The sequence below is a fragment of the Bradyrhizobium sp. USDA 4538 genome (assembly GCF_024171045.1).
Classification (GTDB): domain Bacteria; phylum Pseudomonadota; class Alphaproteobacteria; order Rhizobiales; family Xanthobacteraceae; genus Bradyrhizobium; species Bradyrhizobium australafricanum.
This window is the reverse complement of record NZ_JALJZE010000001.1, coordinates 4,380,749-4,396,632: the sequence shown is the minus strand read 5'-3', so window position 1 is coordinate 4,396,632 and position 15,884 is coordinate 4,380,749. Positions and strand designations below refer to the sequence as shown.

The 15,884-nt window shown below is 66.3% G+C and carries 20 protein-coding genes; 9 read left to right on the top strand and 11 right to left on the bottom strand.

What is annotated here, in order from left to right:
• Nucleotides 1-7: 7 nt before the first annotated feature.
• Nucleotides 8-2,098 carry a tetratricopeptide repeat protein gene (locus J2R78_RS19805; protein ID WP_253609866.1) on the bottom strand — a complete coding sequence of 697 codons (2,091 nt, stop codon included), beginning with the start codon at nt 2,096-2,098 and terminating at the stop codon, nt 8-10.
• 332 nt (nt 2,099-2,430) lie between these two features.
• On the opposite strand from J2R78_RS19805, the gene J2R78_RS19800 reads away from it, so the two are divergent.
• Both J2R78_RS19800 and J2R78_RS19795 read left to right on the top strand, forming a co-directional pair.
• Nucleotides 2,431-2,895 (top strand): Rrf2 family transcriptional regulator, encoded by a 465-nt coding sequence (locus J2R78_RS19800; RefSeq protein ID WP_253606301.1) that lies wholly within the window; start codon nt 2,431-2,433, stop codon nt 2,893-2,895.
• Nucleotides 2,882-3,700 (top strand): class I SAM-dependent methyltransferase, encoded by an 819-nt coding sequence (locus J2R78_RS19795; RefSeq protein WP_253606299.1) that lies wholly within the window; start codon nt 2,882-2,884, stop codon nt 3,698-3,700. The genes J2R78_RS19800 and J2R78_RS19795 overlap by 14 nt, the downstream gene beginning before the upstream one ends.
• A 40-nt stretch (nt 3,701-3,740) precedes the next feature.
• Here the strand turns inward: J2R78_RS19795 and J2R78_RS19790 are convergent, their stop codons facing one another.
• The 9 genes from J2R78_RS19790 to J2R78_RS19750 form a co-directional block, all read right to left on the bottom strand.
• Complete coding sequence (locus J2R78_RS19790) at nt 3,741-3,908, bottom strand: hypothetical protein (RefSeq protein ID WP_168857300.1); 168 nt, start codon at nt 3,906-3,908, stop codon at nt 3,741-3,743.
• A gap of 50 nt (nt 3,909-3,958) precedes the next feature.
• Nucleotides 3,959-4,378, bottom strand: a complete 420-nt coding sequence (mscL, locus tag J2R78_RS19785) for a large conductance mechanosensitive channel protein MscL (RefSeq protein WP_057018930.1) — start codon at nt 4,376-4,378, stop codon at nt 3,959-3,961.
• 79 nt (nt 4,379-4,457) lie between these two features.
• Nucleotides 4,458-4,742 (bottom strand): hypothetical protein, encoded by a 285-nt coding sequence (locus J2R78_RS19780; protein ID WP_253606297.1) that lies wholly within the window; start codon nt 4,740-4,742, stop codon nt 4,458-4,460.
• A gap of 77 nt (nt 4,743-4,819) precedes the next feature.
• A complete protein-coding gene (locus J2R78_RS19775) occupies nt 4,820-5,230 on the bottom strand; it encodes a DUF3597 domain-containing protein (RefSeq protein ID WP_253606295.1) in 411 nt (136 codons plus the stop codon).
• Nucleotides 5,231-5,512: 282 nt separating this feature from the next.
• Nucleotides 5,513-6,013 (bottom strand): GTP-binding protein, encoded by a 501-nt coding sequence (locus J2R78_RS19770; protein ID WP_253606293.1) that lies wholly within the window; start codon nt 6,011-6,013, stop codon nt 5,513-5,515.
• Nucleotides 6,013-7,764: an OmpA family protein gene (locus J2R78_RS19765; protein ID WP_253606291.1), complete on the bottom strand. Its 1,752-nt coding sequence runs from the start codon at nt 7,762-7,764 to the stop codon at nt 6,013-6,015. Before J2R78_RS19765 ends, J2R78_RS19770 begins: the two co-directional genes overlap by 1 nt.
• Nucleotide 7,765: 1 nt before the next feature.
• Entirely contained in the window at nt 7,766-8,131 is a 366-nt protein-coding gene (locus J2R78_RS19760) for a hypothetical protein (protein WP_233442850.1), read from the bottom strand.
• 160 nt (nt 8,132-8,291) lie between these two features.
• Nucleotides 8,292-8,948 carry a response regulator transcription factor gene (locus tag J2R78_RS19755; RefSeq protein WP_028335911.1) on the bottom strand — a complete coding sequence of 219 codons (657 nt, stop codon included), beginning with the start codon at nt 8,946-8,948 and terminating at the stop codon, nt 8,292-8,294.
• A 49-nt stretch (nt 8,949-8,997) separates the two neighbouring features.
• On the bottom strand, nt 8,998-10,068 hold the full coding sequence (locus tag J2R78_RS19750; protein WP_253606289.1) for a sensor histidine kinase: 1,071 nt from the start codon (nt 10,066-10,068) through the stop codon (nt 8,998-9,000).
• A gap of 248 nt (nt 10,069-10,316) precedes the next feature.
• Between J2R78_RS19750 and J2R78_RS19745 the strand changes: the two genes are divergently transcribed.
• From J2R78_RS19745 to J2R78_RS19725, 5 genes are all read left to right on the top strand, one after another.
• Nucleotides 10,317-10,631, top strand: coding sequence for a hypothetical protein (locus J2R78_RS19745; RefSeq protein WP_225161524.1), 315 nt, complete (start codon nt 10,317-10,319; stop codon nt 10,629-10,631).
• 212 nt (nt 10,632-10,843) lie between these two features.
• Nucleotides 10,844-11,296, top strand: coding sequence for a MarR family winged helix-turn-helix transcriptional regulator (locus J2R78_RS19740; protein WP_253606287.1), 453 nt, complete (start codon nt 10,844-10,846; stop codon nt 11,294-11,296).
• Between the two features lie 40 nt (nt 11,297-11,336).
• On the top strand, nt 11,337-11,939 hold the full coding sequence (locus tag J2R78_RS19735; RefSeq protein ID WP_253606285.1) for an isochorismatase family protein: 603 nt from the start codon (nt 11,337-11,339) through the stop codon (nt 11,937-11,939).
• Nucleotides 11,926-12,255: a hypothetical protein gene (locus J2R78_RS19730; protein WP_253588658.1), complete on the top strand. Its 330-nt coding sequence runs from the start codon at nt 11,926-11,928 to the stop codon at nt 12,253-12,255. Before J2R78_RS19735 ends, J2R78_RS19730 begins: the two co-directional genes overlap by 14 nt.
• Entirely contained in the window at nt 12,252-13,514 is a 1,263-nt protein-coding gene (locus J2R78_RS19725) for an MFS transporter (protein ID WP_253606283.1), read from the top strand. Before J2R78_RS19730 ends, J2R78_RS19725 begins: the two co-directional genes overlap by 4 nt.
• Before the next feature lie 67 nt (nt 13,515-13,581).
• Here J2R78_RS19725 and J2R78_RS19720 read toward each other — a convergent pair whose 3' ends face one another.
• Nucleotides 13,582-13,758, bottom strand: coding sequence for an MJ0042-type zinc finger domain-containing protein (locus J2R78_RS19720; RefSeq protein ID WP_253606281.1), 177 nt, complete (start codon nt 13,756-13,758; stop codon nt 13,582-13,584).
• Between the two features lie 392 nt (nt 13,759-14,150).
• On the opposite strand from J2R78_RS19720, the gene J2R78_RS19715 reads away from it, so the two are divergent.
• Nucleotides 14,151-14,858 (top strand): TetR/AcrR family transcriptional regulator, encoded by a 708-nt coding sequence (locus J2R78_RS19715; protein WP_253609865.1) that lies wholly within the window; start codon nt 14,151-14,153, stop codon nt 14,856-14,858.
• Nucleotides 14,859-14,877: 19 nt separating this feature from the next.
• Nucleotides 14,878-15,849 (top strand): ABC transporter permease, encoded by a 972-nt coding sequence (locus J2R78_RS19710; RefSeq protein WP_253588656.1) that lies wholly within the window; start codon nt 14,878-14,880, stop codon nt 15,847-15,849.
• Nucleotides 15,850-15,884 lie beyond the last annotated feature (35 nt).

Genomic DNA, 15,884 nt, shown 5'->3' with positions numbered 1-15,884 from the left:
TGGCCGGTCAACGCGCTAAACGTGCCGGCAACAGCAACTCGCGCTCGCCGCCGGCGAGCCGCGCGAGTTCGTCCGTCACGCGCGCCAGCGCGCGATCCCAGGCCTGCGGTCTGTCCTGGCGGAACAGCCGCATGGTCGGATACCAGGGTGTGTCGGCGCGATCGCGCAGCCAGCGCCAGTCGAGCGCATAGGGACACAACATCCAGACCGGGCGGCCAAGCGCGCCGGCGAGATGCGCCACCGATGTGTCGACGGCGATGACGAGATCGAGCGCGCAGACGGCCGCCGCGGTGTCGGCGAAATCGCCGAGCGTCGGCGCGAGGTCGACGATACCTGCGCCAAGACGCCGCAGCACCGGCGCATCGTCCGGCCGCGGCTCCTTCTGCAGACCGTAGAGCTGCACGCCCGATGTGACCAGCCGCGGCAGCACGGCGTCCGCCGGCAGCGAGCGCTGGCGGTCGCCCTTGTGCTTGGGATTGCCGGCCCAGACCACGCCGACCTTCAGCGCGGTCACGCCGGCGAGCGCCTCGCGCCAGCGCGCGAGCTTGCCGGCATCCGCCCGCAGATAGGATATCGGTGCGGGAATGGTCTCGACGGTGGTGCGGAAGATCCGCGGCAGACTGAGCAGCGGCAGTTGCAGATCGAACGGCGGCAGCGGCTCGCCGCGCGCGAACACCGCGACATCAGGCAGCATCGGCCGCAGCAGCGCGACCAGCGCCGGCTGCACCTGCAGAATGATCCGGCCGCCCCTGCCCGCCAGCATCGGCACGTAGCGGACGAAATTGATGGCGTCGCCGAGTCCATATTCGGCAAACAGCAGCAGCGTGCGTCCGGCGAGCGGCTCGCCCTGCCATTCCGGCTCGTCGAACACGGGATCGCCGTCGCTGAGCATCTTGGTCTTGCGGCGCCATTGATACTCCTCGAAGCCCTCCTCGAACTCGCCGTTCATCAGGAGGAAATGCGCGTGGTTGTAGTGCGCGAGCGGCTGCTCGGGATCGAGTGCAATCGCCCGGCGCGAGGCCACCAGCGCCGCATCGATCTCGCCGGCATTGCGCAGCGCGACCGCGAGGTTGGCGTGGCCCTTGGCATAGAGCGGCTCGAGCTCGACGGCGCGCCGATGCGCGGCGACCGCGGCCTCGACCAGGTTCTGCGCCTCGAAGATGATCCCGAGATTGGTGTGCGCGGCGGCGTAGTCCGGCTTCAGCGCCAGCGCGAGCTCGGCGCAGGCGATGGCGTCGTCGAGCTGTCCGAGCTCGAACAGGCAGGCGCCGAGATTGTTGAGGATGACGTGATCGGACGGGTCGCGGGCCGAGACCTGGCGATAGATGCGGACGGCCTCCGCGCGCTCGCCCGCTTCGTGCAGCACCATCGCCAGCAGGCGCTGCGGCGCGATGTTGTCGGGATCGAGTGCAATCGCGCGGCGGTAGTGCAGGATTGCGTCCTCCAGCAAGCCCTGGCGACAGAGCGCCGCGCCAAGGCCGCAATGCAGTCCGGCATTGTCGGGATCCGCGGCAAGTCCGCGGCGATAGGCCGTGGCGGCCGCTTCGTGCCTTCTCTGATCGCTCAGCACATTGCCGAGGTTCAGCCAGACGCCGCGGTAGACCGGATCGCGCGCGATCACCTCGCGATAGGCCTGCTCCGCCTCGGCCGGCCGCTGCTGCCCGGCCAGCGCGACGGCGAGGTTGAACCGCGCCCGCGTCAGGCCGCCATCGAGTGCGATCGCGCGGCGGAACGCGGTCTCGGCCTCATCGAAGCGCGACAGATCGCACAATGCGACGCCGAGCTTGATGTGCAGGCCGGCATCCTGCGGCCGCAGCGTCACGCCGCGCTCGAACGCCGCCACCGCGCCTTCGTGCTCGCCCTTCACGGCGAGCGCATCGCCGAGCGTGGCGAAGGCCGGTGCATGATCCGGATCGAGGTTGAAGACCCGGTTCAGCAGCATAGCACCTTCCGCGACACGATCGGTCACGAAAGCGATGACGGCGGACAGATGCAGCGCCGGAACATGGTCGGGATCGGCGGTGAGGATGTCGCCGCACAGCGTGCCGGCCTCCGCCGCGCGGCCCGCGCCATAATGCGCCACCGCATCCCGCAACATCCGATCGACCGCCACGCTGCCCACGATACCGCCCCTGCCAAAGTCCCCGATGCGGATTAAACGGGCGCCGCCGCGAAATCCGGCACGCGAATCCCGGTTAAACAATCAAAGCCAACGTGCAGGTCCTTGATCACTTCTCCTTCCCCCTGAAAGGGGGAAGGTCGGGATGGGGGTCAGCCGCAGACGACGCTGCAAGTGGAGCGAGCTGATCCCCACCCGCTTTGCTCTGACGAGCAAAGCTACCTCCCCTTTTCAAGGGGAGGTAGGAGGGCGACCAGGAGCCCGCCATCGCCCCCTTGACGGCCGCCGCTTCATGTAACATATGACGTTACATGATCCGCGATAGCCGCCTGTCCAGTGTCCTGCATGGCCTGCTCCACATGATCGGGGCAGGCGAGCCGGTGACGTCGGAGCAACTTGCGCAGGCGATGGCCACCAACCCGGTGGTGGTACGCCGCGTGATGGCGGGGCTGCGCGAGCAGGGTCTGGTGCATTCGGAGAAGGGCCATGGCGGCGGCTGGACGCTGGCGCGCGATCCGGCCGACATCACGCTCGCGGACATCTATCGCGCGGTCGGCGCGCCCACGATCGTTGCGATGGGCCATCGCTCGGAAAATCCCGGCTGCCTGGTCGAACAGGCCGTCAACGACGCGCTCGGAGACACGTTTCGCGAGGTCGAGGCGCTGTTCCTGAAGCGGCTCGGCGCGGTGACGCTCGATGCGCTCGCGAAGGATTTCAAGCGCCGGCTCGCCAAACACAAACAAAATCTCGAGGACCAGATTCATGCAGTCAAGTGAGCAGGCGAAACCTCTGCCGTACAACGATCCCGCGCACTGGGACAAAATGGTCGCCGCCTATGAGGCGCAGTCGCAGCCGTTCACGACGCTGTTCGCCGACGCCGCGGTCGCAACGCTTCCGATCGACCCGTCATCCAGGGTGATCGACGTCGCCACCGGCACGGGCGCCGCGGCACTTGCCGCCGCCCGCACCGGCGCTGACGTCACCGCGGTCGACTTTTCCGCCGGCATGGTGGCACGGGTCCGTGCGCATGGGCTTCCAAATATCGAGGCGCGCCAGATGGACGGCCAGGCGCTCGACCTGCCGGATGCCGCCTTCGACGCGGCAGTGTCGGTGTTCGGCGTGATGCTGTTTCCGGACTGGCGCGCCGGCCTGTGCGAGATGGCACGGGTGACGCGACCGGGCGGATCGGCGGCGATTGCGGTCTGGAAGAGCGCCGACGGTGCCGCCGTGCATCTCTTGCTCTCGCAGATCATCCGGCGGCTCTATCCCGACAATGTCACGCCGATGCCCTGCACGGGCCTCGCCGAGCTCGCCGACCCCGGCCGCCTCGCCGCTGCGCTCGTCGCCGCCGGCTTCTCCGATCCTGTCGTCACCGAGATCACCCACGACTTCAAACTCAATGTCGCCAATCCCGGTGACGTCGACAAATTGTTCGAGTTCATGCCGCATTGGAGCGGGCTCGATACAGACCAGAGCGCCGCAGTCGCGCGCGCCTTCCGCGCCGAGATCGAGCGCAGGCGGGTCGGCGACAGCTTCGCGATTCCGTCGACCGCGCTGATCGCGACGGCCCGGCGGGCTTGACCGAAACGGCCGCGATCCGGCCATGCGAGGTCACGGCCGTCTAGCGCTTGTCGTCGTCCGGCTTTTCTTCATCGCTCGGCGGCTGCAGGCCGGGACTGTTGGCCCAGCGATCGAGTTCCTCGATGACCCGCCGGTGGCTCGGCCGTAGCGGCTCTGCACCGCCGGGCTCTTGCGACAATTTTCGGGGCAGCTTGACCTGATCTGGCATGGCTAGGCTCCAGAGCTGGGGGCTGTACGCAGTGGCATTCGCAGCGATTGCTACGCGCGCGACTTGAGGAGATCGCGGATCTCGGTGAGCAGCTCCTGATCCTTGGTCGGCTTCGGCGGTTCGGCCGGCGCCGCGGGCGCTTCGCGCTTGAGCTGGTTCATGAGGCGGACCACGATGAACAGCACGAAGGCGACGATCAGGAAGTTGAGCGTCAGCGTCAGGAAGTTGCCCCAGGCCAGCACGGCGCCCTGCTTCTTGGCATCGGCCAAGTTGGTCGCCGTCACCGATTTCGACAGCGCGGTGAAATAGTTGGAGAAGTCGAGCCCGCCGCTGACCGCGCCGATGATCGGCATGATGACATCGGCCACCATCGACGAGACGATCGCGCCGAATGCCGCGCCGATGATCACGCCGACGGCGAGATCGACGACGTTGCCCTTCATGGCGAATTCCCTGAATTCCTTCAGCATGTGATCTCCTGTTTTCCAAATGAATGCCGTGGCACGGCCCGGCGACCGGGTCGCCGACCGCTCCAAGGGGGGCGAAGGATTATTTGCGATCGGCCGGCTTCGCGGGTGCCGCGACCGGCTGCGCAGGCGCGGCCTGCTCCCACGGCGCCGGCAGGATGACCCGCGCCGGCGGCGGGTTCTGCGTAGCGCGCTGCACATTCGCATTTTCCGGCCGCGGTTCGTCGCCGGAATAATCCGCGCGGGCGATGGCGATATCGATGCCGAGCGCCAGCGCGACGGATCCGAGTGCCGCGCCGACCAATACGGCGGACCGCACCACACCAGCGCGCGGCCTGTTCAGGATGGCAGGATGAGATGAGGTCATCGCAACTGCTCCTCACGCAATACACATCGTTCGGAGCCGTGCGGGCGCGAGCGCCGCGCACGGCTCGAGGCGGGACGTCAGGTCTTGATGTCGTCCGGCAGCTTGCCGCCATTGGCGGCGAGCTTGGCCATCACCTGCTGATGCAGCCAGACATTCATGGTGGCGGTGTTGCTGGTATCGCCGGTGTAGTGCAGCTCCTTCGCGAGCTCCTTGCGCGCCGCAAGACTGCTGTCGAGGCCGAGCGCCTTCATCAGGTCGACGATCGAGCTGCGCCAGTCGAGCTTCTCGCCGGTCGCCGCGGCCGCCTTGTCGACGATCGCGGCGACGTCGACGGTTTGTGGCGCCGCCGTGCCGGGCGCAGCAGATGCAGACGTCGATGTCGATGTCGATGGCGCTGCGCCGGGCGCGGCCGTCGTCGTGCTCTCAGCGGTTTTGGCCTGGGCGCCGTGGCCGAAGATTGCCCCCATGATGCTGCCAAAAATGCTCATGATCTCTCGCTCCGTGCGCCCGAGACACCGTTCGTCCCGTGGCTGTTTCCAGTGACGGGGCGGACGATAGGCAGGCCATTGGCCGAGCGGAAGATGACCATCGTCACTATCGGAGTGTGGGACGGCGTGGTGCTGTCGGCGGGGAAAGCGTGCGGCTTTCTGCGGCCGCGCGAGAGCCTTTCATCGTACGCCCCACGTGCGATGAAGTCAGCCGTCCCGGCCCGATTCGCCAGCCCCGAGAAGTCGGGACGGCTGACACAGACGTGTGCGCGTTGTCGCTAACTAGAGCTGGCGGCGGCGGATGGTCTGGGCGAGTTCGATAAAGCTCTCGGCAATGCCGACGCCGGTCTTGGCGCTGACCGACTTGACGCTCGACTTCGCAAGCCCGGCAATCGCGCCCGCGCTGCCCGCGGCTTCCGGCAAGTCGATCTTGTTCAGCAGCGCCCGGTAGGGCCGGCCGGGGAAGCGCTCCTCGAAGCCGCGGACCAGTTCGACCATGCGGGTCACCGTCTGCGGCCGCGTGACGTCGGACACGATGATGGCGGCGGATGCGCCGGTGACATAGACCGTGTCGAAGATCTGCGTGCCGAAATCGCCGTCGGTGTCCCACAGCACGAGGCGCATCGGATCGCTGCCATCCGCCGACGCCACGTCGTGGCTCAGGATCTCGACGCCCAGCGTCGATTTGTACTGGCCCTCGAACCGGTTGTAGATCAGCCGATAGAGGATCGACGTCTTGCCGACCCCCATATCGCCGAGCAGCATGACTTTCGCGGTGAGCATCAGCGGGCCACTTCGCCTCGATAGACCGTCTCGAACGCCACGCGGCGGTTGCCGCCGACGGTGGCGTCGACCCGGTCGGTGATCGGCATCGTCGCCGCGCGCGAAACCAAAATCAGCCGCGACGGATCGATCCCCAGCGCGGTCAGCCTGCGCTGGACCTGCTCGGCCCGCTTGCGCGCCAGCGTCCGGTTGGTGCCTTCCGTGCCGCTCTGATCGGCATAGCCGACGATGCGCAGCCTGAGATCGTTGTTCGCCATTAGTCCGGCGAGTTCGCGCAGCTGCTGCTCGGCCTGGTCGTTGTCGAGGACTTCGTCTGAATTGTTCGCGAAGAAGATCGCGGTGGTGGCGATGAAGCGGTCGAGCCGCGCCGCCGGACCGTCGGCGACGGCTTGCAGCTTCGAATATTGCTCGGCCAATTTGGCATACTGCTCGCCGAGCCTGTCATATTGCTCGGTCAGGGCGGCATATTTCTGGTCGCCCGACTTCGCCTGCGCACCGATCGCCTCGCGCATCTGGTCGAGGCTCGCCTGCAGGCGCGTCAGGCTCTGCTGCAGGCCCGCGATGCCGGCCTGCGATGCCGCGACTTGTTCCGGTGCGGACACCAGACCGATGTGGTTGACGATCTTGTACGGTGCCGCGGCCGCGGCGAGCGCATCGATCAACGGCGCGGTTTCCAGCTGGCTCGGCTCGATGCCTGAAACGGCCACGCTTCGGCTGCCGTGATCGAAGTCGAGCCGCAGCGGGAACGAGGCCAGCAACGGCTGCTTTGCGGCGAGCTGTTCCAGCGCCGCCTGGGTCCGCCGCTCCAACAGGCCGCGCGTCACCGATGTCGCGGCAAGCCAGAGCAGCAGCGCGGCCAATGCCGCGAGCAAGGCGAAAAGGATCACCTTGCCGCGCCGGCTCGCGATTCGCCGTGGCGTATCGTCGGTCTCGATCGCGGCTGCCAGCGACGCCAGCATCGGCCCGTCGCAATCCGCACCGCGGTCGATGCGCTCGATCGCATCGAAGAACAACGAGTTGATCCTGGCGTTGTCGGCGGGCCGCAGCGGTCCCAGGCACTCCGCCGCCAGGATGAAGCGGGGCGAGGCGCGCAGCGCGAGCTGCCGTCCGCCGAAATCGAGCGTCTGCAGATTGCCTTCGCCGGCGAGCGCCTGCACGGAGAATTCCAGGATCGCCGCGACCATCGCGCTGAGCAGGTCGGCGCGTTCGTCGGCGGTCGCATCGCGCTTCCAGTCCGCGATCAGGCGGCCATTGCCGCGTTCGATGATCAGGAGCCGGTTGATCTGCGGCGGCTGATCGGCGAGCACGAATTCGCTGATCGGGCGTCCCGTCACCAGCGACTTGACGCGGCCGACCCACAATTGCGCCGAGGTCAACGCATTGATGCGCTGCTCGAGCGAGGCAACCAGCTCCCTGAACGAATTTGCCACCGCGGCGCTGACCAGACGGCCGACGATCGGATAGAGCGCCTCGATCATCTGCTCGCGCGAGTTCTTGATCTCGCTGCGGATCGCCGAGACCACGACCGGCGCAATCGCGCTGGCGAGCTCGCGCGGCCGGTTGACCTCGGCGCGCTCCAGCGCCTCGACCAGGATGCCCGCGGTTGCCGTCTCCAGGCGGTCGGCGTTGCCGACATAGCGCTGCAGCGAGTCGAGGTCGGCCTCCAGCGACGTCAGGCGCGTCGCCTCGGGCTGAAACAGCAATGTCTTGAGCTGCTCGATCTCGCGGTTCTGGCCGGCAGCAGCTGCCATGCTATTTGCCCGTGCGGCCGGATCCCAATCCGCTGATGACCGAGCCGAGCTGGGTGATCGCCGCGCCGACATCCTTCAGCGAGTCGAGCCGCTTCTGCTCGGTATCCCGCTCGAGGTCGGAGAGCCGCGCAGAAAGCGCGGTGAGCTCGTTAGTGAAGTCCGCCTGCATCTGCTTGAGCGATGCCTGCATCTCCTCGCGCAGACCCGAGAGGTTGGTCTCGAGCGAACGTTGCGCGCCGCCGAACAGCAGGTCACGAACCTGATCGATCGCCGCCATGCCATGCGCCGCCGGATCCACGCCGTTGCCGGCCGCCGCAGCGTCCGCCGGTCCGTCCGTACCTTTGGTCTGGCGCTCGATACCCTTCATGGTCATTTCCCGCTTACTCGTAGCCGCGCAATCCGGACCTGCGGTGTCAAAAAGCAAATCCGAAACAACCCTATAGCCAATTTTGCGGGCGCGGCCCAGAGAAAGGCGAGCAATCTCAGCCGGATCAACCGCGTGGTTGTGCGATCACGGCCAATTATTTCTAGTAAGTTATTGCCTTTATTGCGAGTTCTGTACGGTTCTTGACCTGGCATTTCTCCAGAATCGTGCTGACATAGTTCTTCACGGTTCCTTCGGCCAAATGCAGCTGCTCGCCGATCTCGGTGTTGCTCTTGCCCTCGACGATCAGCGTAAGAATTTCATTCTCCCGCGCCGTCAGCCCATCGCGAACCGGCAGCTTCGCCGAGACGCGCGGGCCGCGCAGCCGCTTGAACTCATCGAGGATGCGCGCGGCGACGCCGGGCGAAAGCCCGGACTGGCCGTTGATGACCGCGCGGATGGTCGAGGCGATCTCCTCCATCCTGGCGTCCTTCAAGAGATACGCCTTGGCGCCTGCGCTCACCGCCTCGAAGATCAGGTCGTTGGTCTCGAACGTCGTCAGCACCACGATATGGGTCTGCGGCAATTCACGGAGAATCCGCTGGGTCGCGGCGATGCCGTCGACCCGCGGCATCTGCAGATCCATCAGGATGACGTCCGGCCGATAGCGCCGCGCGAATTCGATGGCCTGCTCGCCATCGGCCGCGCCGGGAAGGATCTCGAAATCGTCGTTCTGCTGGGCGAGCAGCGTCGCGATACCTTCCCTGATCAGCGTCTGATCCTCGGCGATCAGCACCCGTATCTTCTCAATTCTGCTCACGGGCTTTCCGTCATCCTCTCGAAAACGCGTTGCATGCGCGGCAACGAATTCAATCGGCCAGCACGCCGGCGGACGCTGCCGGCGGCACCGCCACGGGGAGCGAGATCCGGACCAGCGTTCCCTGCCCGGGCGCGCTCTCCACCGTGCAGCTGCCGCCGACAAGTTCAGCAAATTCGGCCATGCCAATCAATCCGAAATGTCCTGGAGTCGGGATCGCGGGATCGAAGCCGCGGCCGTCATCGCGGATCTCGACAATCAGCTTGCGGCCGACCGCGGCCGGCTCGTCGAAGGCGTGAAAGGAGACGCGGCGCGCCTGCGCATGCGTCTGAACGTTGCGCAGTGCCTCGCTGAGGATACGCTGAACCGTCAGGCCGCAATCGCGCAGGCCGGAGCGCGCCGCTTCGTCGATCTGGATCGACACCCTGACACCGCTGCGCGCGGCGAAGTCGCTGAGCAGCCCCTCGACATCGGGATCAAGCTTCAGGTCGTCGGGCGTGCGCAGGCGGTCGATGGCTTCGCGGGCGCGGTTCAGGCCGCTCGCGGCCGCATCTTCAGCGGTCGCGAGGCTGTCCGCCACACGGGCGGGATCGGCCGACAAATAATGCCGGATCAGCCGGATCTGGGTCAGCAGCGCCACGATCGAGTGCACCAGCGTATCGTGCAGATCGCGCGCCAGCCGCAGCCGCGTCCGCGCCAGCGAGGCAAAGCGCACCTCCGCGCTCGCCGCCTCGAGCTGCTGCTCCATCAGGCGCCGGGCGCGGCGCTCGCTGCCGAGCAGCGTTTCGACCTGACGGCCGGCAAAATCCGGCATGGCGATGACGAAGTAATGCGCCCCCGCGCCGTTCCACAGCACGACCGCCGTCATCGGCTGCGTGATGTCAGGCGACGCGCCACGCACACCGGCCAGCGCGATCATGTCCCGCTGGCCGCTGGCAAGTGCCGCCAGCTCGGCTTCCATGCCGACCAGCAACACACACTCGCAGCAATCGACGCCGGTTGCGGGAAGCCACTCGACCAGCCGGCCGATCTTCCGCTGCATGCTTCGATCGGCGCCGATGACGGCGAGACCGATGACGTCGGCTTCTGCGGCCGCAAGCAAATCCGCGCTCAGATCGATCATGCGTTGCCCATCAGCTCAGCGAGCAGCCCACTCTGGCGTAAGCCGGCAGCGGTCGCAAACGAATATGACTTTCGTCACAACCGGTCCTGACCTTCGTCAGATGCCGCGGCTGCTCGAAATGCGGTTCTGTCTCACGAATGAGCAACAGCGCAAGCCATGATGTGCCACATGCCGGCGTCCATGGCGATGCCGGCCGGGCGCCGGGCCTCGCGAAAGGTCGCGCCAGTCGGCCGGAATGTGAGCTGACAATGAAGGGCGCACCACGGAAACCGTCGGGCATCGAGCTGCGCATGCTGGCGGAAGCAAGCAAGCCCGCGCGGCGCCGGCGCCTGAGCGCAACCCAGAAGATGGCGTTGCAGGAAGCGCTCGCCGGTCGCCTGCAGCTCTATCCGCGCGGATATGCCGCGAGCAAGACCGGACCGTTCCACTCCCGACGCGCCATTCTCGGACTGGTGCGCGCCGGCCTGATGAGCCTCAGCGCGACGGCGCGCTATGCGGCCGTGACCAGGCGCGCGCGCGAGATGTACGAGGCCGCGGCAAGCAGCGACGCTGCGCCCGAGTAAGCGCGCGCCATTGCGCTGACGCGCTCGAAGCCCTCACCATCCATTTCATTCCGCGCTGAGGCCGGCGTCACACGCGCGGACGCCCCGCGTGCCGCGCCGATCCGGCCGCGAGCAGCGTCAGACCAGTCGGCTGGCTGCAGCAGGACACGTATGCAGATAAACTGCGAAGATAATCTTTACAGTTTACCTTCATATATGCTATCCGATCCGGCATGAGCAATGTACCGGCCCGTCCCGGCTCGGCGCGCACATCCGCGCTGGCCGAAGATCTTCGCCTGTTGATTGGAACGCTGAAGCGGCGGCTTCGCGAGCAGGGTCAGCGCGAGGACCTCCCGCCCTCCCAGGTCGCGGTGCTGCTTCGCCTCGAAAAGGACGGCCCCGCGACCGTGTCCAGCCTGGCGCGATCAGAGGGCATGCGTCCGCAGTCGATGAGTTCGGCGATATCGGCGCTCGAGGCCGCCGGCCTGGTCCGCGGCGTGCCGGATCCGGACGACGGCCGGCAGACCATCATGTCGCTCACCGATAGCTGCCGCGAGCGGCTGCGCACCGGCCGCGCCGCACGGCAGGACTGGCTGTCGCGCACCATCGCCGCGCGGCTGTCGGCGCGGGAGCAGGACGAACTCGCCGCCGCCGTCGGCTTGCTGAAGCGGCTGGTCGAGGATTGAGCCGGCTGCACTGCGACAGCTTGCGAGAAAGGTAACGACCATGGCCCTGACGACGCTCGATCCGATCACCGCATTGATCGTCATCGATCTACAAAGCGGCCTCATGGGCTGGCCCTTCGCCCACCCGATCGGCGACATCGTGGCTCGCGCCGCCGCGCTTGGCGCTGCGTTCCGACGGCACGGTCTGCCGGTCGCGCTGGTCAATGTCGACGGCAGCTCGCCGGGACGAACCGAGCAGGCGCCGCGCCATGGAAATCTAATTGGAAATCCATTTGGCGGCCCGCTTCCCGATGGATGGACCGATCTCATTCCGGAGCTCGACCGACAGCCCGGCGACATTGTCGTGACCAAGCGAACGCGAGGCGCATTTGCCAGCACCGACCTCGAAGGCCTGCTGAGAGCGCGCGGCGTCACGCAAGTCGTGATCGCCGGCGTCGCCACCGCGGGCGGCGTCGAATCGACGGCGAGACAGGCCTATGAGGCGGGCTTCAACGTCACGCTCGCAATCGACGCCATGACCGATGCGCGGTCGCACGCACATGAATACAGCATCGAGCACGTGTTCCCGCGGCTTGGCGAAACCGGCTCGACGCAGGCGATCATCGATCTCGTTGAAAGGACCAACGCGCATGAACTGGCTTGATCTCGTCGCCTATTTCTTCGGCGGCGTCTTTCTCACCAATGCGATCCCCCACGTCGTCGCCGGCATGATGGGCGAAGCGTTCCAGAGCCCGTTCGCCAAACCGCCCGGCGAAGGCCTGTCCTCATCGACCGTCAACATCGTGTGGGGCTTCTTCAACCTCGCGGTCGGATATCTTCTGGTCTGCCGCGTCGGCGACTTTGGCTTGCGAACCACCAGCGACGTTGCAGCGCTCGGGCTCGGCGGTCTTCTGATCGGCCTGTTCCTGGCGCGGCGGTTCGGGCGGTTTCACGGCGGGAATGAACCTCAGAGAACATGAGACGCGTATTTCGATCGCTCGCGAACTTCAACTACCGGGTCTGGGCGGCCGGCGCGCTGGTATCCAACATCGGCACCTGGCTGCAGCGCGCGGCGCAGGACTGGCTGGTTCTCACCCAGCTGACAAATCACAGCGCGTCCGCCGTCGGCATCGTGATGGCGCTGCAATTCGGGCCACAACTATTATTGATGCCGTGGACCGGCTTTGCCGCCGATCATTTCAACCAACGCAAGCTGCTGATGGCGACCCAGGCGACGATGGGTACGCTCGCACTCATCCTCGGCATTCTCACCGTCACCGGGCTGGTGCAGCTCTGGCACGTCTACACCTTCGCGTTCCTGTTCGGCTGCGCGGCGGCGCTCGACGCCCCGGTGCGGCAGACCTTCGTCGCCGAGCTGGTCAGCGATACCAATCTGTCGAATGCGATCGCGCTGAACTCGACCTCGTTCAACGCCGCGCGCATGATCGGCCCCGCCGTCGCCGGCCTGATTATCGCCTCCGTCGGCACCGGCTGGGCATTCCTGTTCAACGGCGCATCGTTCCTGGCGGTGCTGACCTCGCTGACCCTGCTGCGCACCTCCGAGCTGCGCCCGAACGCGCGCGCCCATCGCACCAAGGGCAGCGTGATGCAGGGCTTCCACTATGTCTGGTCGCGGCCCGATCTCAGGGCGACGCTGATCATGCTGTTCCTGATCGGGACCTTCGGACTGAACTTTCCGATCTTCATCTCCACCATGGCGGTTGGCGTGTTCCACACCGATGCGCGCGGCTTCGGCCTGCTGTCGTCGATAATGGCGCTCGGAACGATGTCGGGCGCGCTGCTGGCAGCGAGCCGCGAGGAGCCGCGCTTCGGCTCGCTGATGCTGGGTGCCGCGATCTTCGGGCTGGGCTGCACGCTCGCCGCATTGGCGCCGAGCTATTGGCTGTTTGCCGCGGCGCTGGTCGTGATCGGCGTCGCCGCGCTGACCGTCACCAACACCTCGAACGCGCTGATGCAGCTCTCGACCGAGCCGGCGATGCGCGGACGGGTGATGGCGCTGCGGCTCGGCGTTGCGCTCGGCGGCACGCCGATCGGCGCACCGATCGTCGGCTGGGTCGCCGATCACCTCGGCCCGCGCTGGGCCCTCGGCGTCGGCGCCGCCGCCGGCTTTGCCGCAGCGATCGTGGCGATCGGCATGCTGTCCCGATCGGGCGGCGAAGCCGAGCGCCGCAGCCAGGAGGCGCGAAGGAGCGAGGTCAACCTGCCGCAGCAGCGTTGAGCATGGCGCCACCGACCGGCGCTGCTACCCTGTGTTTGAGACGTGTCCTTCACGCGAACCGAAAACGCTAGTAGGCGTAGGACGTCTTGCCCGGCTGCACGGTCAGCCGAAAGGCGACGTCGGTCGAACCATCCATCAGCTCGATGATGTGGTCGCACACCAGGCAGCGAAACTCACCCGCGGCGCCGCCTTTCGACGTCAGTTCGATCCGGCGATAGCCGGCCTGGCAATGGGGGCACGTCACGTGAGATTTTCGCATCGAATCAGCAAGCCGTTGCGCTCTTGAGCTTCCCACACGCCCATCATCGGAATGTGACGCCCGTCTAACCGGCGTGCTGGCCGACCAGACTACCTGGAATTTGTGCTGTGCTTTCAGCGCGAAAAGTTCCCGACGATGGCCGGAACGACGACGCGCCCAGGCCGGGCAACACGGCTGCGGACCAAAAAACGAGCGAGCGCTCTCTCAGAAAATTTCATCATCCCCCTTTTCCGGGCGCCATTTCGTGGGCTAGGAATTACGCAAGGGCGTAAAGCCCCAGCCCGGACCAGCAACAAAATGAAATGGTCCGGGAGCATAGCCAGGGAGGCAACGTGGGTCTCGCGCGTCAGCGACCGGGGACGGCGAATGCGTTCGCGATGGACGTGCTTTGCGCACGCATCCTCGAACGTCATCGGGATTCCATCCGGGTCCAGAAAACCCATCTCGCCGTTCCGAATCTCACGCGCATCATCGGCGCCACGCTCACGCTTTCCAACAAGCACGGCTTTCACGCCACCACGCTGCGCCAGCTCGCGGAGGCCTCCGGCCTCAGCATGGGCGGCCTTTATACGTATTTCGACAGCAAGCCGACGCTGCTGTCGATGATCCTCGGCGAGGTCGCCGAAACGGTGGCGGAGGTCCTGAACTCGCCGCCCGCGGACGTGAAGCATGATGCGCGCAAGCATCTGCACTGGATCATCGCGACCCATGTCCGGATGAGCGAGGCGATGCAGCCCTGGTTCGTGTTCTGCTTCATGGAAGCGAAATCGTTTCCTCCGGCGGAGCGCCAGCGCGCCATCGAGATGGAGGTGATGACCGAGAAGATCATCGCCGGCGTCCTCAAGCAGGGCGTCGCCAGCGGTGTCTTCGCGATCGACCAGGTCACGCTGACGGCCTCGCTGATCAAACCGCTGCTGCAGGACTGGTACGTCAAACGCGCCAAGTACCGCAGACGCGGCACCTCGATCGAGGCCTACATCAACACCGTCGGCGCATTCGTCGACGCTGCGGTCGCAGCCAGGACGCGGCCCGGCCGCGTCGCGACCGGCTCCCGCACGAGATCCAGGCAGACGGCGCACCCATAGCCGCAGGAAGGACGAGGCAATGAAGCGATTGCGGTTCAATCAACAGGAGATCGTCTTCGCCGTCTTTGCCGTGCTGTTCCTGGCGTTCTCGATCTTCCTGCGCGGCTTCCTGACGCCGGAGAACATGCTGACGCTGCTGCAGAACGTCGCGGTGCTCGGCATCCTCGGGCTTGCGATGGCGATCGTCGTGATCGGGCGCGGCATCGACATCTCCCTGATCGCAGCGCTCGCGGTGCCGCCGGGGCTCGTGCTGCAGATGGTGCAGAACGGCCACTCGCTGCCGACCGCGCTGGTGACGGCCGTGCTGCTCACGATCGCGTTCGGCCTGGTCAATGGCTGGCTGATCGCCTATGCCGAGGTCCCTTCGCTGTTTGCGACGCTGGCGACCGGCCTGCTGCTCGCCGGCCTCGGGCAGGCCGCGCTGTTTCAGCTCGACGTCGTGCAGTGGAGCGACGGCATGAAGGGCTTCGAGCGACTCGGACAAGGCACCATCCTCGGCATTCCGACCTCGATCGTGATGTTCGCGATCGCCTGCGTCGTGGTCGCGTTCCTGCTGCGCCAGACGCGCTGGGGCGCCTATATCTACGCGATCGGCGATAATCCCTACGCCGCCCGCGTCACCGGCATCCCCTCGCGCCCGATCATCGTGCTGCAATACGTCGTCGCGGCGCTGATCGGCTGCTTCGCGGGCCTCGTGATGGCGGCATCGGTCAACTCGATGCCGACCCGCATCTTCAATTCGACCCTGATCTACGACGTCATCCTCGTCGTCGTGCTCGGCGGCATCGGCCTGTCGGGCGGCCGCGGCGGCGTGCTCAACGTCATCATCGGCACGCTGCTGATCGGCACCATGCTGAACGGCATGACCATCATGGACATTTCCTACGCCGGACAAAATCTCGTCAAGGGTGTCGTCCTGCTGCTCGCCGTCATCACGGATTCATTCCTGAATCCGCGCAACGAAGAAACGGCACAGCAGGGCGACATCTGAACCAAGCCACAAGAACATTCAATCACGACCAAGGA